Source organism: Haliea alexandrii (assembly GCF_003719295.1).
Taxonomy (GTDB): Bacteria; Pseudomonadota; Gammaproteobacteria; order Pseudomonadales; family Halieaceae; genus Haliea; species Haliea alexandrii.
In genome coordinates, this window is the sequence record NZ_RFLW01000003.1 from 414,833 (window position 1) to 433,793 (window position 18,961).

At 62.8% G+C, this 18,961-nt stretch carries 19 protein-coding genes; 6 read left to right on the forward strand and 13 right to left on the reverse strand.

Annotation, left to right across the window (positions count from 1 at the left end; all coding sequences use genetic code 11):
- Window positions 1-2 precede the first annotated feature (2 nt).
- The 8 genes from EGJ68_RS14275 to gyrA all read right to left on the reverse strand — a co-directional run bounded on the left by EGJ68_RS14275 (window position 3) and on the right by gyrA (window position 10,078).
- Window positions 3-317: an integration host factor subunit beta gene (locus tag EGJ68_RS14275; protein WP_269845670.1), complete on the reverse strand. Its 315-nt coding sequence runs from the start codon at window positions 315-317 to the stop codon at window positions 3-5.
- A 191-nt stretch (window positions 318-508) separates the two neighbouring features.
- Window positions 509-2,179 (reverse strand): 30S ribosomal protein S1, encoded by a 1,671-nt coding sequence (rpsA, locus tag EGJ68_RS14280; protein WP_123035221.1) that lies wholly within the window; start codon window positions 2,177-2,179, stop codon window positions 509-511.
- Window positions 2,180-2,340: 161 nt separating this feature from the next.
- Window positions 2,341-3,027, reverse strand: a complete 687-nt coding sequence (cmk, locus tag EGJ68_RS14285) for a (d)CMP kinase (protein ID WP_123035222.1) — start codon at window positions 3,025-3,027, stop codon at window positions 2,341-2,343.
- The gene (gene aroA, locus EGJ68_RS18365; protein WP_233248836.1) at window positions 3,027-4,331 is read right to left on the reverse strand and encodes a 3-phosphoshikimate 1-carboxyvinyltransferase; all 1,305 of its coding nucleotides are present in this window, start codon (window positions 4,329-4,331) and stop codon (window positions 3,027-3,029) included. Before aroA ends, cmk begins: the two co-directional genes overlap by 1 nt.
- 27 nt (window positions 4,332-4,358) lie before the next feature.
- Window positions 4,359-5,258, reverse strand: a complete 900-nt coding sequence (locus EGJ68_RS18370; protein ID WP_233248837.1) for a prephenate dehydrogenase/arogenate dehydrogenase family protein — start codon at window positions 5,256-5,258, stop codon at window positions 4,359-4,361.
- A gap of 2 nt (window positions 5,259-5,260) precedes the next feature.
- Window positions 5,261-6,379, reverse strand: a complete 1,119-nt coding sequence (pheA, locus tag EGJ68_RS14295; protein WP_123035223.1) for a prephenate dehydratase — start codon at window positions 6,377-6,379, stop codon at window positions 5,261-5,263.
- A 15-nt stretch (window positions 6,380-6,394) separates the two neighbouring features.
- On the reverse strand, window positions 6,395-7,474 hold the full coding sequence (gene serC / locus EGJ68_RS14300; RefSeq protein ID WP_123035224.1) for a 3-phosphoserine/phosphohydroxythreonine transaminase: 1,080 nt from the start codon (window positions 7,472-7,474) through the stop codon (window positions 6,395-6,397).
- Window positions 7,475-7,510: 36 nt separating this feature from the next.
- The gene (gyrA, locus tag EGJ68_RS14305; protein WP_123035225.1) at window positions 7,511-10,078 is read right to left on the reverse strand and encodes a DNA gyrase subunit A; all 2,568 of its coding nucleotides are present in this window, start codon (window positions 10,076-10,078) and stop codon (window positions 7,511-7,513) included.
- 285 nt (window positions 10,079-10,363) lie between these two features.
- Here gyrA and EGJ68_RS14310 point away from each other — a divergent pair, with 285 nt between their 5' ends.
- Genes EGJ68_RS14310 through EGJ68_RS14325 form a run of 4 tightly spaced genes read left to right on the forward strand, consistent with a single transcriptional unit; the run spans window position 10,364 to window position 13,864 of the window.
- Window positions 10,364-11,695 carry a TRZ/ATZ family hydrolase gene (locus EGJ68_RS14310; protein WP_123035226.1) on the forward strand — a complete coding sequence of 444 codons (1,332 nt, stop codon included), beginning with the start codon at window positions 10,364-10,366 and terminating at the stop codon, window positions 11,693-11,695.
- A complete protein-coding gene (gene ubiG / locus EGJ68_RS14315; protein WP_123035227.1) occupies window positions 11,692-12,408 on the forward strand; it encodes a bifunctional 2-polyprenyl-6-hydroxyphenol methylase/3-demethylubiquinol 3-O-methyltransferase UbiG in 717 nt (238 codons plus the stop codon). Before EGJ68_RS14310 ends, ubiG begins: the two co-directional genes overlap by 4 nt.
- Window positions 12,405-13,106, forward strand: a complete 702-nt coding sequence (locus tag EGJ68_RS14320) for an HAD family hydrolase (RefSeq protein ID WP_233248838.1) — start codon at window positions 12,405-12,407, stop codon at window positions 13,104-13,106. Before ubiG ends, EGJ68_RS14320 begins: the two co-directional genes overlap by 4 nt.
- The gene (locus tag EGJ68_RS14325) at window positions 13,103-13,864 is read left to right on the forward strand and encodes a YciK family oxidoreductase (RefSeq protein WP_123035228.1); all 762 of its coding nucleotides are present in this window, start codon (window positions 13,103-13,105) and stop codon (window positions 13,862-13,864) included. Before EGJ68_RS14320 ends, EGJ68_RS14325 begins: the two co-directional genes overlap by 4 nt.
- Before the next feature lie 16 nt (window positions 13,865-13,880).
- Here the strand turns inward: EGJ68_RS14325 and rluB are convergent, their stop codons facing one another.
- The 5 genes from rluB to EGJ68_RS14350 are packed head-to-tail and all read right to left on the reverse strand — an operon-like array spanning window position 13,881 to window position 17,918.
- Window positions 13,881-14,798, reverse strand: a complete 918-nt coding sequence (rluB, locus tag EGJ68_RS14330) for a 23S rRNA pseudouridine(2605) synthase RluB (protein ID WP_123035229.1) — start codon at window positions 14,796-14,798, stop codon at window positions 13,881-13,883.
- The gene (gene scpB, locus EGJ68_RS14335; protein WP_123035230.1) at window positions 14,795-15,553 is read right to left on the reverse strand and encodes an SMC-Scp complex subunit ScpB; all 759 of its coding nucleotides are present in this window, start codon (window positions 15,551-15,553) and stop codon (window positions 14,795-14,797) included. Before scpB ends, rluB begins: the two co-directional genes overlap by 4 nt.
- Window positions 15,553-16,392, reverse strand: coding sequence for a segregation and condensation protein A (locus tag EGJ68_RS14340; RefSeq protein ID WP_051229988.1), 840 nt, complete (start codon window positions 16,390-16,392; stop codon window positions 15,553-15,555). Before EGJ68_RS14340 ends, scpB begins: the two co-directional genes overlap by 1 nt.
- A 39-nt stretch (window positions 16,393-16,431) precedes the next feature.
- Window positions 16,432-17,055, reverse strand: coding sequence for an L-threonylcarbamoyladenylate synthase (locus EGJ68_RS14345; RefSeq protein ID WP_123035231.1), 624 nt, complete (start codon window positions 17,053-17,055; stop codon window positions 16,432-16,434).
- Window positions 17,052-17,918: a PHP domain-containing protein gene (locus tag EGJ68_RS14350; RefSeq protein WP_123035232.1), complete on the reverse strand. Its 867-nt coding sequence runs from the start codon at window positions 17,916-17,918 to the stop codon at window positions 17,052-17,054. The genes EGJ68_RS14345 and EGJ68_RS14350 overlap by 4 nt, the downstream gene beginning before the upstream one ends.
- Window positions 17,919-18,017: 99 nt before the next feature.
- On the opposite strand from EGJ68_RS14350, the gene EGJ68_RS14355 reads away from it, so the two are divergent.
- Window positions 18,018-18,608, forward strand: coding sequence for an inner membrane-spanning protein YciB (locus EGJ68_RS14355; protein ID WP_027949042.1), 591 nt, complete (start codon window positions 18,018-18,020; stop codon window positions 18,606-18,608).
- A gap of 8 nt (window positions 18,609-18,616) precedes the next feature.
- Entirely contained in the window at window positions 18,617-18,916 is a 300-nt protein-coding gene (locus EGJ68_RS14360; RefSeq protein WP_123035233.1) for a YciI family protein, read from the forward strand.
- Window positions 18,917-18,961: the final 45 nt, after the last annotated feature.

An 18,961-nucleotide genomic window follows, 5' to 3' on the forward strand; every position in this document is an offset into this window, starting at 1 on the left:
GCTCACAACCCCGCCTGCAATCCCAGGTTGACCCGCTCCCGCAGCTCTTTACCGGGCTTGAAATGGGGAACGTACTTGCCGGTCAGTTCTACCGTGTCACCGGTTTTCGGGTTGCGGCCACGGCGCGGTTCACGGTAGTGCAGTGAAAAGCTGCCAAAACCCCGAATTTCGATGCGCTCTCCACCGGAGAGTGCCTCGGACATGTGTTCGATAATCGTCTTGACGGCCAGCTCCACGTCTTTCAGCGACAGCTGTGCCTGCCGGGCGGCAATTGCCTCAATGAGTTCACTTTTCGTCATCGCGGGGCCCCTATCCACCTGCGCTCTCGCCAGACCGCTATCGGTCGTGCTCAGGGAAACTATTGTGACGCCGCCCGCGCAGTTACGCAACTCGTTATTTTATATAGAAAAAAGGCCCACCAACGTGGTGAGCCTTTGCGAGGAGTGAGGCGTCGGGGACATCCTTGCGCCCCCTTGCCTGACTGCGGAGCGCGCGCCCCGCAACAGTATCACTTCTCCATTTGCGCCTTGATCAGGTCGCCGATGGTGCCGGGGGAAGAGGACTCTTCCTGATCCTTCAGCGACTTCACGGCATCTTTCTCGTCGTCGTAGTCTTTCGCCTTCACCGACAGCACAACGCTGCGGTTCTTGCGGTCGACCGAGATGATCTTCGCTTCGACGCTGTCGCCCACCTTGTAGACACTGCGGGCATCTTCAACCTTTTCACGGCTGATGTCGGAGGCTTTGAGAATACCCTCAACCTCGTCTGCCAGCTGCACGGTTACGCTGCGCGCGTCCACGGCAATCACTTCACCGGTGACGATGGCACCGCGATCATTCTCACCGACGAAGCCGGAGAACGCGTCGTCCTCGAGCTGCTTGATGCCCAGCGAGATACGCTCACGCTCGGGGTCGATGGACAGAATGACGGTTTCAATCTCGTCGCCCTTCTTGTAATTGCGCACCGCTTCCTCGCCCACTTCGTTCCAGCTGATGTCGGAGAGGTGAACCAGGCCATCGATGTTGCCTTCCAGGCCGATGAAGATGCCGAAGTCGGTAATCGACTTGATGCTGCCGGCAATCTTGTCGCCCTTGGCGTACTGAGAAGCAAAGGCGTCCCAAGGATTCTGCATGCACTGCTTGATGCCCAGCGAGATGCGACGACGCTCCTCGTCGATATCCAGCACCATGACCTCGACCTCATCACCCAGCTGGACGATTTTGGACGGGTGCACGTTCTTGTTGGTCCAATCCATTTCGGAGACGTGAACCAGACCCTCAACACCCTCTTCGAGCTCGGCAAAACAGCCGTAATCGGTGAGGTTGGTCACACGCGCCTTGACGCGGCTGCCTTCGGGGTAACGGTTGGTGATTTCGACCCACGGATCTTCGCCCAGCTGCTTGAGGCCGAGGGAAACCCGGTTGCGCTCGCGATCGAACTTGAGGATCTTGACGTCGATTTCCTGACCCACTTCGACGATCTCGGAGGGGTGCTTGATGCGCTTCCACGCCATGTCGGTAATGTGCAGCAGACCGTCGACGCCACCCAGATCCACGAACGCGCCGTAGTCGGTGAGGTTCTTGACGATACCCTTGACGGACATGCCTTCCTGCAGTGACTCGAGCAGGGCTTCACGCTCAACGCTGTTGGCCGCTTCCATCACGGCGCGGCGGGATACCACCACGTTGTTGCGCTTCTGGTCCAGCTTGATGACCTTGAATTCGAGTTCCTTGTTCTCCAGGTGCGCGGTGTCACGAACCGGGCGTACGTCAACCAGCGAGCCGGGAAGGAACGCGCGGATGGTATTGATATCAACAGTAAAGCCACCTTTGACCTTGCCATTGATAATACCCTTGACCACTTCGTCCGCCTCGTGCGCGGCTTCGAGTTCTTTCCAGGACTCTGCACGCTTGGCTTTTTCGCGGGACAGCTTGGTCTCACCGAAACCGTCTTCCACGGTTTCCAGCGCAACCTGGACTTCATCGCCGATGCTGAGGGAGCAGTTACCCGCAGAGTCAACGAACTGGGCACGAGGAATCACGCCTTCGGACTTCAGCCCGGCATGGACGGTGACCCACTCGTTATCGATGTCGATGACCACGCCGGTGACAATGCTGCCCGGTACCATCTCGACGGTCTTCAAGCTTTCTTCAAAGAGTTCAGCGAACGATTCGCTCATTACACATTACCTGTTTGTGAGAGTACGGCGGTTAACCGCCTTGCCGCGCCTCCAGCTGGCACGGGTCATCCGTTAAAACCACCCCCGGCCACTTCTGGAACCGACCGTGAGGCAGCGAGACTAGCGCCATTGCCAGAGCCGGCTGCAATGCACCGGCCTGGTCACACCAAGCCGCGCTCACGCGCCGCCTCCATGACAGCAGAGAACACATCGCCGATAGGCAAACAACTGCTGTCAATGACAATGGCATCTTCAGCGGGAACCAACGGGGAAACGGAGCGGCTGCTATCGCGCGCATCGCGCTCCTCGATGTCCTCGAGAAGGCGCGGGAGACTAACATTTTCTCCCTTGTCGAGCAACTGCCGGTAACGCCGCCGCGCCCGCTCTTCGGCGCTGGCCGTAAGGAAGATCTTGAGCGATGCGCGGGGGAATACAACCGTGCCCATGTCGCGGCCGTCCGCCACCAGCCCGGGGGCCTGGCAAAACTCGCGCTGGCGCTCCAGCAGCGCTTCGCGGACCGCGGGAATCACCGCCACGGTGGAGGCGCCGCGCCCCCCCTCTTCCGTGCGAATGGCACGACTGACATCCTTGCCTTTATAAGCCACGCGCACTTCACCGGCTGCATCGAGGGAAAAGACCACATCCAGATGACGGGCGACAGCTGCCACGGCCGTGTGGTCGTCCCAGGCAACGCCCTCCAGCACACAGGCATGCCCGGTCACCCGGTAGAGGGCACCGCTGTCCAGAAAGTGCCAGCCCAGCGCCTCTGCGAGCAGGTGACTGAGCGTCCCCTTGCCGGCCCCGCTAGGACCGTCGACCGTGATCACTGGCACCGGCTGGCGCCCCATCAGTCGACCCGCGCGGATATTTGCAGGCCGAGGCCACGTGCCAGGGCGTCAAAGCCCGGAAAGGAAGTACTGACGTGGTCGCAGTCGAGAATGCGAATTTCCTCGTCAGCCCGCAGTGCCGCAATAGCAAACGACATGGCGATACGATGATCGTGAAAGGTGTTTATGACACCGCCGCCAATTGGGCCACCTTCAATGATGATGCCGTCGTCCAGCACCTCGTTGACCACCCCGAGGGTGGTAAGGCCCGCCGCCATCGCGGCAATGCGATCGCTTTCCTTCACTCGCAACTCCTCTGCACCGTGCAATACCGTGCGGCCACTGGCACAGGCAGCGGCAATAAACAGCGCCGGAAATTCGTCGATCGCCAGCGGCACCTGGTCCAGCGGGATTTCAATGCCCTGCAGGGGAGCGTAGCGCACACGAATATCTGCCACGGGTTCCCCGCCGATTTCCCGCTCGTGCTTGAGGGTGATGTCCGCACCCATGGCGCGCAGGATATTCAGCACACCGATGCGCGTGGGGTTGATGCCGACATGGGTAAGCAGCAGGTCCGAGCCCGGTGCGATGCTCGCCGCGACGAGAAAGAACGCCGCAGACGAAATATCCGCAGGCACGTCTATGTCGGTTGCCAACAGGCGACCGCCACCCGTGAGGCTGATAACACCCTGCTCACTGCGCACGGTGTAGCCAAACCCTCGCAGCATACGCTCGGTATGATCGCGCGTCGGGGCGGGTTCGGTCACCGAGGTGCTACCCTCGGCGTACAGTCCGGCAAGCAGCACACAGGACTTGACCTGCGCACTGGCCATAGGCAGATCGTAATGAATGCCCTGCAGCGCCTGGCCGCCAGTGATATGCAGCGGTGGCCTGCCACCTTCAACACCCTCGATATGGGCGCCCATCAACTTCAGGGGGTCCATCACCCGGCCCATGGGACGTTTGCACAGAGATACATCCCCCGTGAGTTCAGTATCGAAGGCCTGCCCGGCCAGCAGGCCACTCAGCAACCGGATACTGGTGCCTGAATTCCCCATATCCAGGGCGGCCGGGGGGATTTGCAAGCCGTGCAAACCCACACCGTGAATAGTGACCTCGCCGTCCTCGGGACCCTCAATCGCGACACCCATGGCGCGAAATGCTGCGACCGTTGCCAGGGCGTCCTCTCCCTCGAGAAAGCCGCTCACCCGGGTAGTGCCCTCGGCGAGGGCACCCAGCATGATCGAGCGGTGTGAGATGGACTTGTCCCCGGGGACGCGGACTTCACCGCTGATCACACCACCGGGCATTAATTGAAATTCCATGCAGGATTCTCTCTGGAGTTCTCGGGCTCAGGTCGCCGTCTGGCCACGCGCCGCCAACAGGGCGGCAAATTCATCGCGCGCCGCCTTGGCGCGGGAAAAGGTCTGCAGCAGGGTATCACCCTCGCCGGCCTCGATCGCTGCACGCAGTTCCTCAAGGTGGGCGGAAAACAGATCAATAGACTGCAGTAGGGCCGGTCGGTTGGCAATGGCGATATCCCGCCACATCACGGGGTCGCTGGACGCAATGCGGGTGAAGTCGCGAAAGCCACCCGCCGCAAAGCGGAAAACATCATCGCTGGCATCACTTCTCGCGAGTGCATCCACCAGCGCATAGGCGAGCACGTGAGGCAGATGGCTGGTCGCGGCCAGTACCCGATCGTGCTCCGCCACGGTCATCTCCACGACCTCTGCACCGGTGCTGGCCCACATGGCACTTACCAGCTCCACCGCGGTGGGTTCATTCCCCGCTACCGGCGTTAAAATCACCCGGTGCTTTGCAAACAACGCGGCGTTCGCAGCATCCACACCGCTGCGCTCGGAGCCGGCAATAGGGTGGCCCAGCACCAGCCGCGGTGGCATGGCGCCCCACACACGCTCAGCGGCGCGCTGCAGGCTGCCCTTGACGCTGGCGACATCGGTGATCACCGGCGGCTGGGCCCGCTCAAGCAGCCGCGGGAGGATACGCTCCAGCATCTCTTCGGCTATCAGGGTGGGTGTGGCAATCACCAGTATATCGGCCGCATCGACGGCCTCGTCCAGGTCCAGCGTATAGCGGTCGATCACGCCCAGCTCCACCCCGCGCCGCAGCGATGCCTCGCGATGCCCCCAGCCAATGCAGGAGGCGGCGAAACCATTGGCGCGCAACGCCGCAGCCAGCGAACCGCCGATCAGCCCCAGCCCCAGTACAACCACCGTCGGCTGCGCCACGATTACAGCACCGCCTGCGGGTAGGAGCCCAGTGGCTTGAGCAGAATGGACTGCTCTTCCAGGTCGGTGACAATGGCGCGAATAACCTCGTCCTGCATGTGTCCCTCGAATTCAATGAAGAACACATAGGCCCACTTTTCGGTCCGCGAGGGCCGGGTATCAATGCGGGTGAGGCTCACGCCGGCGCGGCGAAAGGGGTCCAACAGGGTAAACAGGGCGCCGGGCTTGTTGCGACTGGAAACGATGAGGGAGGTTTTATCCCGGCCACTGGGCGGCACTTCCTCGCGGCCCACCACAAGAAAGCGTGTGGTGTTGTCTGGGTAGTCTTCAATGTGCTCGGCAAGGCGGTCCAGATGATAGAGTTCCGCCGCCATATCGCCCGCCACCGCCGCAACCCCGGGTGTGGTCGCCGCCAGCCTGGCCGCCTCACCGTTACTGCTCACCGCCTCGCGCTTGGCCCGTGGCCAGTGCGTATCCAGCCAGTTCCGACACTGGGCGAGCGCCTGCTGATGTGCACAGATCCGCGTCACTTCGGCCTCGGCGGTACCCGGCGCGACCAGCAGATGATGCACGATCCGCATCTCGACTTCGCCGGATATCTTCAGCGGCGAATCCATGAAGTTGTCCAGCGTGTGGCTGACCATGCCCTCGGTCGAGTTTTCCACCGGGACCACCCCGTAGTTGCAGTCACCGGATTCCACTTGTGCGAACACGCCATCAATGGTGTTTTGCGGCACGCAGAGCGCGGCATGGCCAAAATGCTTGAGTGCGGCGGCCTGGGTAAAGGTGCCTTCCGGACCGAGGTAAGCGACCTGCAGAGGACGCTCCAGCGCAAGGCAGGCGGACATGATCTCACGGAAAATGTGCGCAACCGCGACGCCCTCCAGAGGCCCGCCGTTGCGGTCGATAATGCGCTGTAGCACCTGCGCCTCGCGCTCCGGGCGGTAATACACTACCTCGGGGGCCACTTCGCCCCGCTCGCGCAGCGCCAGCACTTCCTCCAACTTGATCTCAGCCACCCGCTGGGCGCACTGGGCACGGCGCTGGATCAAACTCTGGATTTCCCGGTCGATGGCGTCAATGTCCGCCCTGACCTGGTCGAGATCCCTGGTATCTGCCATCAGAATGCCGCCATATCAGCCGTTGCGTTGCGCGAAATCCTGCATGAAAGCGATCAGCGCATCAACTGCCGCCTCGGGCACCGCATTGTAAATGCTCGCGCGCATCCCGCCCACGGAGCGATGCCCGGACAGGTTCAGCAGGCCCGCTTCGAGAGACTGCTGCAGAAAAAGCGTGTCGAGGCTGGCATCCGCCAGGGTAAAAGGCACGTTCATCTGCGAGCGACTGGGCACTTCAACCGGGTTGGCATAGAAGTCGCTGCCGTCGATCGCTGCGTAGAGCTTCTCGGCCTTGCGGCGGTTGATCTCAGCCATCGCGTCAAGCCCGCCCAAACCCTGCAACCAGTCGAACACCAGGCCCGCCAGGTAGAGTGCAAACGTCGGCGGTGTGTTGTACATGGAATCGTTGTCAGCGGCGGTTTTCCAGTCGAGCATGACCGGGCAGGCCTCGCGGGAACGGCCCAGCAGATCGCGCCGCACAATAACCAGAGTGAGGCCAGCCGGGCCGATATTTTTCTGCGCGCCGGCATAAATGACCCCGAAGCGCGACACATCGATCGGCCGTGAAAGAATGGTCGATGACATGTCCGCCACCAGCGGTGCCTCTACGTCCGGCACCCAGTGAAACTCCACGCCGCCAATGGTCTCATTGGGCGTGTAGTGAAAATAGGCGGCGTCCGTCGACAGCTGCCAGCTGTCCCGGGGTGGAATGCTGCTGAAATGCGTGTTTTCCGCGCTGGCCGCCACGTTGACTGTGCCGAACCGTTTGCCTTCGGCGATGGCCTTCTTGGACCACTGCCCGGTGTTCAGGTAATCCGCAGCGCCACCCTCCGGCATCAGGTTCAGCGGCACGGCAGAAAACTGCAGGCTGGCACCGCCCTGAAGGAAGAGCACAGCGTAGTCGTCCGGAATCGACAGCAGGCTGCGCAGGGTGGACTCGGCCCGCTCAGCGATGCCAACAAACTCGCTGCTGCGATGGCTCATTTCCATCACCGACAGGCCGCGACCGTGCCAGTCCAGCATATCGTTGCGGGCGGTTTCCAGCACCGGCTCCGGCAAGGCCGCCGGGCCAGCACAAAAATTGTACAAGCGCGTCATTTCAGTCATTTCCTTGAAGTGAGGGGAAGGCGCGGTTTACTCGCCGTCTTCCCCGGAATCCTCTGCAGCATCCAGCTCTGGCTCGGCTACCCGCTCCACGCTGACCAGATGTTCGTCGGCGCGGGTGCGGATCACCCGCACGCCCTGCGTATTGCGTCCCAACAGTGACACTTCATCGGCGCGTGTGCGCACCAGAGTGCCCTGATTGGAAATCAACATCAGTTCATCGCCCTCGAACACCTGGGTGGCGCCCACCAGGGCACCGTTGCGGTCGCTGGTGGACATGGCAATCACGCCCTTGTTGCCGCGGCCCTTGGTGGGGAATTCGCCGGCCTCAGTGCGCTTGCCGTAGCCATTTTCGGTCACGGTGAGGATGCGCCCGCCCGCCTGCGGCACGATCAGCGAAATCAGGCGCTGACCTTCGCCCAGACGAATACCGCGCACACCGCGCGCCGTGCGGCCCATGGCTCGCACATCGTCCTCGCGGAAGCGTACGGTCTTGCCGCCGCTGCTGAACAGCATGACATCGCAGCTGCCATCGGTCAGCGCGGTGCCCACCAGCACATCACCCTCATCCAGTGCCAGGGCGCGCAAGCCCACGCTGCGCTGGCGCGAGAAATCCGTCAGCGCGGTTTTCTTTACCGTGCCGTTGGCCGTGGCCATGAAGATGAACCAGCCTTCGGTATATTCATTCACCTGCAGAATAGAGGTAACACGCTCCCCGGCTTCCAGTGGCAACAGGTTGACCATCGGGCGGCCGCGGGAGTTACGCGTGGCCAGCGGAATCTGGTACACCTTCAGCCAGTAGACCTTGCCCAGATCGGTAAAACAGAGAATCGTGGCGTGGGTGCTGGCAATCACCAGGTGTTCAACGAAGTCTTCGTCCTTCACCGAGGTGGCGGTACGCCCCGTACCACCGCGACGCTGGGCCTGATAATCCGACAGCGGCTGGGTTTTGGCGTACCCCAGGTGGGAAATTGTCACCACCCGGTCTTCCTCGGTGATGAGGTCCTCAACTGTCAGGTCGTGCTGCGAGGCGCTGATTTCAGTGACCCGCTCATCGCCGAATTCGGTGACGATTTCTTCCAGCTCTTCGCGAATAACCAGCTTCAGGCGGTCCGGGTCGGCGAGAATGTCCAGGTAGTCGGCGATTTCCCGCAGTTTTTCGTCGTATTCGTTGAGCAGTTTTTCATGCTCGAGCCCGGTCAGGCGATGCAGGCGGAGGTCAAGAATGGCCTGGGCCTGTACCGGCGACAGGTGGTACTGGCCGTCAACCAGGCCGTACTGCGGCTCCAGCTCGTCCGGGCGGCAGGCGTCCTCACCGGCGCGCTCCAGCATCGCCAGCACGTCGCCGGGCGCCCAGGCCTGGGCAATCAGTTTTTCGCGCGCCTCGGCGGAGCTCGGCGATGCCTTGATCAACTCGATGACCGCGTCGATGTTGGCCAGCGCCACCGCCAGGCCTTCCAGCGTGTGGCCGCGCTCACGGGCCTTGCGCAGCAGGTACACCGTGCGCCGGGTGACCACTTCACGCCGGTGGCGAATGAAGGCCTCGATGATCTGCTTCAGGTTCAGCACCCGTGGCTGGCCATCGACAAGCGCCACCATATTGATGCCAAACACCGATTGCAGCTGGGTTTGCGCGTACAGGTTGTTCAGCACCACATCACCGATTTCGCCGCGGCGCAGCTCGATAACCACGCGCAGGCCGTCTTTGTCGGACTCGTCGCGCAGCTCGGAAATGCCCTCAATCTTTTTCTCTTTTACCAGCTCCGCAATGCGCTCAATGAGGCGCGCCTTGTTCAACTGGTAGGGGATTTCGTGGATGATGATGACATCCCGGCCCTTTTTCTCCTCGTGAATCACCTCCGCTTTGGCACGCACGTAAATGCGTCCGCGCCCCGTGCGGTAGGCCTGAATAATGCCGGCACGGCCATTGATGATGCCGCCGGTGGGGAAATCCGGCCCGGGGATGAACTCCATCAATTCATCCACGGTAATATCCGGGTTGGCCATCAGCGCCAGACAGCCGCCCACCACTTCACGCAGGTTGTGCGGCGGAATATTGGTGGCCATGCCCACGGCAATACCCGAGGAGCCATTGATGAGCAGCGTGGGGACTTTGGTGGGCAACACGACCGGGATGCGTTCGGTGCCGTCGTAGTTGTCGACGAAATCGACGGTTTCCTTGTCCAGATCAGCCAGCATGGCATGGGAGATCTTGCGCATGCGGATTTCGGTGTAGCGCATGGCGGCGGCGGAGTCGCCATCCACCGAACCGAAGTTGCCCTGTCCATCGACCAGCATGTAACGCATGGAGAAAGGCTGGGCCATACGTACAATGGTGTCGTAGACCGCTGAGTCACCGTGGGGGTGGTACTTACCGATAACGTCACCGACCACACGGGCGGACTTCTTGTAGCCCTTGTTCCAGTCGTTGTTGAGCTCGTTCATGGCGAACAGCACCCGCCGGTGAACCGGTTTCAGGCCATCGCGCACATCGGGCAGGGCCCGCCCGACAATCACGCTCATCGCGTAATCGAGGTACGACTGCTTGAGCTCGTCCTCGATATTGACGGGAAGAATTTCCTTGGCTAATTCACCCATGTACTAAAGCTTCCTTGTATGACTGCGGGGAGCCATCACGGCACGGCACCGGGACGAACTCAGGCCGCGCTGACAGCCCTGGCAAGGGGCCTCGGCAAACGCGCGACACAAACCCCGAATTATACGGGAGAAGCCGGATTGCCGCCATGTTTTTGCGGATTATAGCGGCCGTTTGGGCGGCATTTGGCGATTTCCGGTTATACTGGCGGATGAATGCAAGCGACGGTGCAACCCCACGGGGCTGGAACCGCCAACCCCGGACCAGAAGTCCCCGATTGAGGCCTCATGAACACGCCCGCCGAGACAGTCGACACCCTGCTACATCCCGGCTGGATTATCCCCGTGGCACCCGCCGGGCAGATACTCCGCAACCACAGCCTGGCCATTCGCGGCGAACAGATCGTCGCTGTGATGCCTCGTGCCGAGAGCGCAAAGTTGCAGGCTGCCGAGGTGTTCGAGCTGCCCAATCACGTCCTGCTGCCGGGGTTGATCAACGCGCACGGGCACGCCGCCATGAGCCTGCTGCGCGGCTATGCCGACGACCTGTCACTCATGCCCTGGCTGGAGCAGCATATCTGGCCCGTCGAGGGCCGGCATGTGAGCGATGAGTTTGTCGCCGACGGGGTTGCTCTGGCCATTACCGAGATGCTGCGCGCCGGCACCACCACGTTTTCGGATATGTACTTCTACCCGGACGCCTGCGCGCGCGTTGCGCAGCGCATGGGCATGCGCTGCCAGATCAGCTTTCCCGTGCTGGACTTCCCCACGGCCTGGGCGCGCGATGCGGACGACTACATCAGCAAAGGGCTGGCCCTGCGTGATGCGGTCAAACACAGCCGTCTGATCAGTGTGGGTTTTGGACCGCATGCCCCCTATACCGTAAGTCACCCAAATCTCGCCAAAGTGGCCATGCTGGCAGCGGAGCTGGACGCCAGCATCCAGATCCACCTGCACGAAACACGCGGTGAGGTATTGCAGGCTGTGGAGGCACACGGCGAACGCCCGCTGGACAGCCTGCACCGGCTGGGACTGCTGGGGCCAAAAACCCAATGTGTACACATGACCGACCTCGGGGAGCAGGATATTGCGTTGCTCGCTGAGACCGGCGCACATGTGGTGCACTGCCCGCAATCCAACATGAAGCTGGCCTCCGGCGCCTGCCCGGTCGCGCGGTTGCTGGCCGCGGGTGTCAATGTGGCGCTGGGTACCGACAGCGCCGCCAGCAACAACGGCCTGAACCTCTTCGGAGAGATGCGCAGCGCCGCCCTGCTCGCCAAGTTGACCAGCAGTGATGCCAGCGCCCTGTCGGCAACCCAGGCGCTGTATATGGCCACCCTGGGCGGCGCCCGGGCCCTGGGCCTGGATGAGCAGATCGGCAGCCTGGAGACCGGCAAACTCGCCGACCTGATCGCCGTGGATTTGAGCGGCCCCGAAACCCAGCCAGTCTACAACCCGGTTTCACAACTCGTGTACGCCTGCAACGGCAGCCAGGTCACGCACAGCTGGATCGGCGGGCAACTGCGCCTGCGCGAGCGCGAGCTGCAGGGCGTTGACCTGGCCGCCATTACTGCGCATACCGAATACTGGCAACAACGCATCACGGGAACACAGCAATGACCGCACGTGCCAACGTAGACCCTCAGGAAATCGCCAAATTCGAGGCACTGGCCTCGCGCTGGTGGGACCGCAACAGCGAGTTCAAACCCCTGCACGACATCAACCCGTTGCGCGCCAATTATATCGACGAGCATTCGCCGGTTGCCGGGCAGCGCCTGGTTGATGTCGGCTGCGGCGGCGGCATACTGGCGGAATCCATGGCGCAACGCGGCGCCACCGTCACCGGCATCGATATGGGGGAAGCACCACTTGCCGTGGCGCGCATTCACCAGCTTGAGTCCGGGGTTGACGTCGATTACCGCCAGGCGACCGCCGAGGAACTGGCTGTCGAGCAGCCCGCCCATTACCACGTGGTTTGCTGCCTGGAGATGCTGGAACACGTGCCCGATCCGGCGGCCGTGGTCGCGGCCTGCGCCGAGCTCGCAGCACCCGGCGGCAGCCTCTATTTTTCCACCATCAACCGCAACCCGAAGGCATTTGCATTCGCCATTGTCGGCGCGGAATACCTGCTGAAACTGCTGCCGGCAGGCACGCATGAATACAGCAAATTCATCAAGCCCTCCGAGCTCGCGGCCTGGGTACGCGCCGCGGGCCTGCGTGTCGAAGGGATGACCGGGCTGCTCTACAATCCACTGACCCGCCAGTATCGGCTCCACGAGCGCGATGTCTCGGTCAACTACATGCTGCGGGCCAGCAAACCGGACACCCTGTGAGGCCACCACCACTGGAAGGGCTGCGTGCGGTGCTGTTTGATCTTGACGGCACCCTGGTCGACACAGCCAGTGAATTCGTGGTGGTCGTGCAGGCGCTGCGCGCTGAATACGGACTGCCGCCACTGGAAGCCGCGCTCATCGCCGCCAGTGTCTCCAACGGGGCGCGGGCGCTGGTCACCCTCGCCCTGGGTACACAGGAAACAGAGCCACATTTCGAAACCCAGCGACAGCGCCTGCTGACCCTGTATGGCGAGGTTCTCGGCAGCACCGCCCAGCCCTACCCCGGCATTCCCGCGCTGCTCGCTGCACTGGCGGAACGAGGCATCGCCTGGGGTGTATCCACCAACAAACCTCGCGCCTTCGCCGCACCGCTGATGGAGCGCCTGGCCATCCAACCGACTATCGGCAGCCTGGTGTGTCCGGATGATGTGCGCGAGCGCAAGCCTCACCCCGAAGCGCTGCTGCGCAACTGTGCAGAACTCGGCTGCCTGCCCGAGCAGGCCATATATATTGGCGACCACCTACGCGACATCGAGGCGGGCCGGCGCGCCGGCATGTACACCGTGGCAGCACTCTATGGCTATATTGAAGCGGGCGACAACCCCACCCTGTGGGGGGCCGACGCGAGTGTTCGCCACAGCGAGGATCTCGCCCCCCTGCTACTCGGCACCCCCTACCCGCTTGAGGAACGCACATGAACTGCCCCGGACTACCCGACGACTACACCCCTGCGCCCAACCTGCTGGCCGGCAAGACCCTGCTCGTGACCGGTGCCGGTGACGGCATCGGGCGTGCCGCGGCGGAATGCTTTGCCGACCACGGCGCGACCGTCATTTTGCTCGGGCGCACACAGGAGAAGCTGGAAGCGGTTTACGATGCCATTGAGCGCGCCGGCGGCCCACAACCGGCGCTGTTTCCACTGGACCTGTCCACTGCGGGGGAAGACGACTACGCGGGCCTGGCAAGCGCCATTGAAGGCACCTTCGGCCGCCTGGACGGCCTGCTGCACAACGCCAGCGTTCTGGGCGAACGGCGCCCGGTGGCGAACGCCTCCTGGGCTGCCTGGGCTGAGGTGATGCAAGTGAATGTTAACGCCCAGTTCCTGCTGACCCGGGCGCTGTTACCGCTGCTGGAGCAGGCCCCGCAGGCTGCCATCGTCATGACGTCATCCGGCGTGGGACGGCGCGGGCGCGCCTACTGGGGCGCCTATGCCGTATCCAAGTTTGCCACGGAAGGTTTTATGCAGGTGCTGGCGGACGAACTGGAGAACACGTCGCGAGTGAGGGTAAACAGCCTGAACCCGGGCGCCACCAATACCGCCATGCGCCGCACGGCCTACCCGGCGGAGGCGCCGACCACCAACCCCTCCCCGGAAGCCATCATGCCGTTGTATCTGTACCTGATGAGCGACGACAGTGCCGGGAGAACGGGCGAGGCCTTCAACGCGCAGGGATGAAGGCCGACTGGAAACGCTAGCGCTTCTTGTGCGGCCGCCGGGGTGGCTTGCGGCCGGCCGTTGCCGCGGGCGCCTTGCGTTTGCCGAACTGCCTCTCCATCACTTCCTTTTCTTTGATGGTGGAACGCTTCACCTGTTTTACCGGCAGGCGCGCCAGGTCGTACAGACCCTTGACTTCCTTGGTCTCCAGCTCGGTCCACTGGCCCTGTTTGACGCGTGACGGAATGAATACATTGCCGTAGCGCACCCGCTTCAAGCGCGACACGGTCAAGCCCTGGGACTCCCACAGGCGTCGCACCTCGCGGTTGCGGCCTTCCATCAACACCACGTAATACCAGTGGTTGATGCCATCGCCACCACCATCCTGAATGTCCGTGAAACGCGCCGCGCCGTCATCGAGCATGACGCCATCGAGCAGGCGCTGGAGAATATCTTCGTCCACGGCGCCCATCACGCGCACCATGTACTCCCGCTCAATGTTCGAGGACGGGTGCATCAACGCATTCGCCAGCTCACCATCGGTGGTGAAGAGCAACAGCCCGGAGGTGTTGAAATCAAGACGGCCAATGGAAATCCAGCGGCCGGACTTCAGCTTTGGCAGCCGCTCGAACACCGTGCGCCGGCCCTGCGGGTCCTTGCGGCTGCACACTTCACCGGTGGGCTTGTGGTAGATAATACAGCGCGTCTGCTCCGCGGGGGCCGCCTCGAGTGGCTTGCCATCGATGCTGATGCGGTCGCGCCCGGACACCCGGTCGCCCAGTGAGGCGCGGCGCCCTTCGACTTCCACGCGGCCCTCTTCGATCCAGCGCTCCATTTCACGCCGCGAACCGAGGCCCGTGCGAGCCAAGACTTTCTGCAGCTTTTCGCCACTCACGGTTTCCGCAGCCGCGGGCGCACTTGCGTCATCGGCGGGTGAAAGACGACGACGGCTCATTGTCCGCTCCCCTGCACACCGGGCCCTGCTGACGCTTCATCATCATCGTCGGCTGCATCGGCGGCATCGCCCGCATGACCGCCGTGGTCGGCCGCTGACGGCTCCCCGTCCAGCAGGGTCGCTGGCGATGTGGCCGCTGCATCGGGCTCGTCGCCGGTCTGTGCTGCGTCATTGGCGGCAGGCGCCAGCGGCTCATTGAAACCGAGTTCCGCGTTCAGCGTCTCAAGGTCGCGAATTTCCGCCAGTGCGGGTAACTGATCCAGGTTTTTCAGGTTGAAGTAATCCAGAAATTGCCGCGTCGTGGCGTACATGGCGGGACGACCGGGCACATCGCGATGACCGACGACTCGAATCCAGTCGCGCTCGTGCAGGGTCTTGATGATGTTTGAACTCACTGCCACGCCGCGAATCTCTTCGATTTCGCCGCGGGTAATGGGTTGTCGGTAGGCAATCAGCGCCAGTGTTTCCAGCAGCGCCCGCGAATATTTCTGGGGCCGTTCCTGCCACAGGCGAGCCACCCAGGGGCTCAACGACTGCCGCACCTGAAAGCGAAAACCGCTGGCGACCTCACAGAGCTCGAAACCGCGGTCTTCACAGCGCTCGCTGACCACGCCCAGCGCCTCGCGAATATCAGCCGCGGAGGGACGCTCACCGTCTTCAAACAGCTCACCGAGCTGCGCCACGGTCAGTGCGCGACCGGCAGCCAGTAGCGCCCCTTCGATGACCTGTACCAGCATGGATGCCGAATCGGACATTATTCGGACCTCGCCTTGACGTGAATGGGGCCGAAATTTTCGGTTTGCACAATCTCCACCAGCGCCTCCTTGATCAGCTCCATCACGGCGAGAAAGGTGACCACCACACCCAGCCGGCCCTCGCGGGCGGAAAACAGCGAGACAAAGGGTACGAACTGACGTCCCGAGAGCTTTTCCAGCACCTCGGACATGCGCTCGCGCGTGGATAGCGCCTCACGCTGGATATGGTGGCTTTCGAACATGTCGGCGCGCCGCAACACTTCGCTGAGTGCCAGCAGCAACTCCCGCATGTCCACTTCCGGGTCGGGGCGGGCGCGGTCGAGATCCGGTGGCTCGGCGCTGCCCACCCAGGTGTCACGCTCCAGCCGGGGCAGCTCCTCGATGTCCTCTGCGGCCTTCTTGAAGCGCTCGTACTCCTGCAAGCGGCGGATCAGCTGGGCGCGGGGGTCTTCCTCGTCGTCCTCGACGTCCACTGCTCGCGGCAACAACATGCGCGATTTGATTTCCGCCAGCAGGGCTGCCATCAGCAGATATTCGGCGGCGAGTTCGAACTGCATGGCGTCCATGAGTTCGACATAGCGCATGTACTGCTCGGTAATTTCGGAAACGTCGATTTCCAGGATATCGAGGTTCTGGCGCCGGATCAGGTAGAGCAGCAGATCCAGCGGCCCTTCGAAGGCCTCGAGGAATACCTCCAGCGCCTGCGGCGGGATGTACAGGTCCTTCGGCAGCTCGGTCATCGCCTTGCCAAGCACCACGGCGAAGGGCATTTCCCCCTGTTGCGGCCGGGCGCTGGAGGGGCTGTCAGTGGCGGCAGCGGCTGGCGTGGTCTCGTTCACGAAAAATCCTGTACCGGGTCAAAGCGGGAGTATACCCGATCAGACCTCGAAAGGCGTCACATCGCCTTTGCCGGCCCGCAGAATGATGGGCAGTTCGTCCGCCAGATCCACCACAGTGGTGGGCTCCAACCCGCAGTAGCCGCCGTCGATCACCAGGTCGACCTCGTGCTCGAGCACATCGCGAATCTCGTAGGGGTCGATCAGCGGCAATTCATCGCCCGGCATGATCAGTGTCACGCTCATCATGGGCTCGCCAAGATCGGCCAGCAGCGCCATGGCCACGATGTTGTCCGGGATGCGCAGGCCCACCGTTTTGCGCTTGGGGTGCATGAGGCGGCGCGGCACTTCCGAGGTGGCGCGCAGAATGAAGGTATAGGCACCCGGCGTGCAGGCCTTGAGCAGCCTGTAGACGGTGTTATCGACCCGGGCGTAATTGGCGATGTCGGAAAGATCGCGACAGACCAGGGTGAAGTTGTGCCGGTCGTCGAGGCGCCGGATACGCCGAATGCGATCCAGCGCGGCCTTGTCGCCAATCTGGCAACCGAGCGCGTAGGCGGAGTCGGTGGGGTAGACCACCACGCCGCCGCTCCGCACGATGTCCGCGGCCTGGCGAATCAATCGCGCCTGCGGGTTTTCCGGGTGGATCTGAAAAAACTGGCTCACATTGACTCCCCTGCCGCGCAGCCATCGGGCGGCAGCCAGCGCTGCCACACGCCGCGCAAACCACCGAGATGGCGCAATTCTACACCGACTTCGGCGCCCCAGGCGGCGTCCTGGTGGAAATCACTGCCCGCGGACACTTCGAGCCCGGTCTCCAGCGCCAGCTGGCGCAACTGCCGGCTCTGATCCGGGGTCTGGCGACCGTTGAGTATCTCCACAGCGTTGCCGCCAGCGCTCGTGAAATCAGCCACCAGCCGCCGCAGCTTGCTGCGCGTCAACTTGTATTTGAGCGGATGCGCCAACACTGCCACGCCCCCCGCCGCCACGATCCACGCAGTGACCTCCGCAAGCTCGGGCCAGAAGGCCTTGACGTCCCCGGGCTTGCCCTGCCCGAGGTAGCGGTCGAATGCCCTGGCAACACTGCTTACATGCCCGCAGGCGACCATCCAGGCCGCGAAATGCGGGCGTCCCAGCTGGCTTTCGCCCGCCTCTGCCAGAGCCCCTTCCAGGGCGCCGGGGAAACCGAGCTTCGCCAGGCGCTCGGCAATAACGCGAGCGCGTTCCGAGCGTGCCGCCGCAAGCCGCGCCAGGCCCGCGGCCAACACGGGGTGGTCGCAGTCCATGCCCAGTCCCACCACGTGCACGGTCACACCGGACCAGACACAGGACAACTCCACACCCGGTACCACGCGCATCTCGCCGGCAGTGGCGTTATACTCCTCCGCCACCGCGCGATAACCCGCCACCGTATCGTGATCGGTTATCGCCAGCAGGCGTATACCCCTGTCACGCGCCCGCTCCAGCAATGCGGCGGGAGACAGGGCGCCGTCAGAAGCGGTGGTGTGGGTATGGAAGTCGATCAACACAGACTCTACACTCCAAAATCGCGGAAACGGCTGGCGCGCAGCGCAGTGGCCCTGCCGCCTGAAGCGTCCATCCTAACATGCCAGGGCCAGGCTGATTTCATGAGACAACTGCTGGAATTTCTCCCCATCGCGCTGTTCTTCATCGTCTACCAGATGGACGGCGACACTGTCACCCTGTACGGGTGGAGCCACACCATCGACGGCATATTCACCGCCACCGCGGTGCTGATGGCCGCGACCGTACTGCAACTACTGCTCACCTGGGTGATCACCCGCCAGCTGGAAAAACGGCTGCTCTGGGTGGGGCTCGCGGTGTGCGGATTCGGGGCCGCCACCCTGTTCCTGCACAATGAACTGTTCATCATGTGGAAGCCGACCATTTTCAACTGGGCCCTGGCGCTGGCATTCGCCGCCTCGCAGTTCATCGGCAAGCGCAACCTCATGGAGCGCACCCTGGGCAGCCAGATCCAGCTACCGCACCCGGTGTGGACCCGGCTCAACCTGCTCTGGGTAGCACATTTCACGGTGGTCGGCGGCCTCAATCTTGTGGTTGCCTACGGCTACAGTGAGGCCACCTGGGTAAGCTACAAACTCTACTCCGCCATCCTCTTCACCGTACTGCTCACCGGGCTGACGGCCTGGCTGGTGGCGCCACACCTGAAAGACCAACCTGCTGAGAACCAGGAGTAATACGCTGCATGCTCTACGCCATCATGTGTGAAGACGTCGACAACAGCCTGCCGCTGCGCCAGGCCGCCCGCCCAGCCCATCTGCAACGTATCCAGCAGCTGGTCGATGACGGCCGGTTACTGGCGGCAGGGCCACACCCGGCGCTGGACACCGAGGACCCGGGTAGCGCCGGATTTACCGGTAGCCTGATCATCGCCGAGTTTGACAGCCTGGAAGCAGCCACGGACTGGGCGGACAGCGACCCGTACGTGGCCGCTGGCGTGTTCCGGCAGGTTGTCGTCAAACCCTACAAGCGCGTGCTGCCCTGAGCGGCATGCAGTGATAAACTGGCGAATTACTGATCGCCTGCAGAG

Coding starts and splice junctions, on each gene's coding strand:
- rpsA (WP_123035221.1), bottom strand. CDS start 2,179: ATGAGCGAATCGTTCGCTGAACTCTTTGAAGAAAGCTTGAAGACCGTC.
- EGJ68_RS14355 (WP_027949042.1), top strand. CDS start 18,018: ATGAGACAACTGCTGGAATTTCTCCCCATCGCGCTGTTCTTCATCGTC.
- EGJ68_RS14325 (WP_123035228.1), top strand. CDS start 13,103: ATGAACTGCCCCGGACTACCCGACGACTACACCCCTGCGCCCAACCTG.
- EGJ68_RS14310 (WP_123035226.1), top strand. CDS start 10,364: ATGAACACGCCCGCCGAGACAGTCGACACCCTGCTACATCCCGGCTGG.
- cmk (WP_123035222.1), bottom strand. CDS start 3,027: ATGGGGCGCCAGCCGGTGCCAGTGATCACGGTCGACGGTCCTAGCGGG.
- scpB (WP_123035230.1), bottom strand. CDS start 15,553: ATGTCCGATTCGGCATCCATGCTGGTACAGGTCATCGAAGGGGCGCTA.
- aroA (WP_233248836.1), bottom strand. CDS start 4,331: ATGGAATTTCAATTAATGCCCGGTGGTGTGATCAGCGGTGAAGTCCGC.
- EGJ68_RS14360 (WP_123035233.1), top strand. CDS start 18,617: ATGCTCTACGCCATCATGTGTGAAGACGTCGACAACAGCCTGCCGCTG.
- rluB (WP_123035229.1), bottom strand. CDS start 14,798: ATGAGCCGTCGTCGTCTTTCACCCGCCGATGACGCAAGTGCGCCCGCG.
- gyrA (WP_123035225.1), bottom strand. CDS start 10,078: ATGGGTGAATTAGCCAAGGAAATTCTTCCCGTCAATATCGAGGACGAG.
- serC (WP_123035224.1), bottom strand. CDS start 7,474: ATGACGCGCTTGTACAATTTTTGTGCTGGCCCGGCGGCCTTGCCGGAG.
- pheA (WP_123035223.1), bottom strand. CDS start 6,379: ATGGCAGATACCAGGGATCTCGACCAGGTCAGGGCGGACATTGACGCC.
- ubiG (WP_123035227.1), top strand. CDS start 11,692: ATGACCGCACGTGCCAACGTAGACCCTCAGGAAATCGCCAAATTCGAG.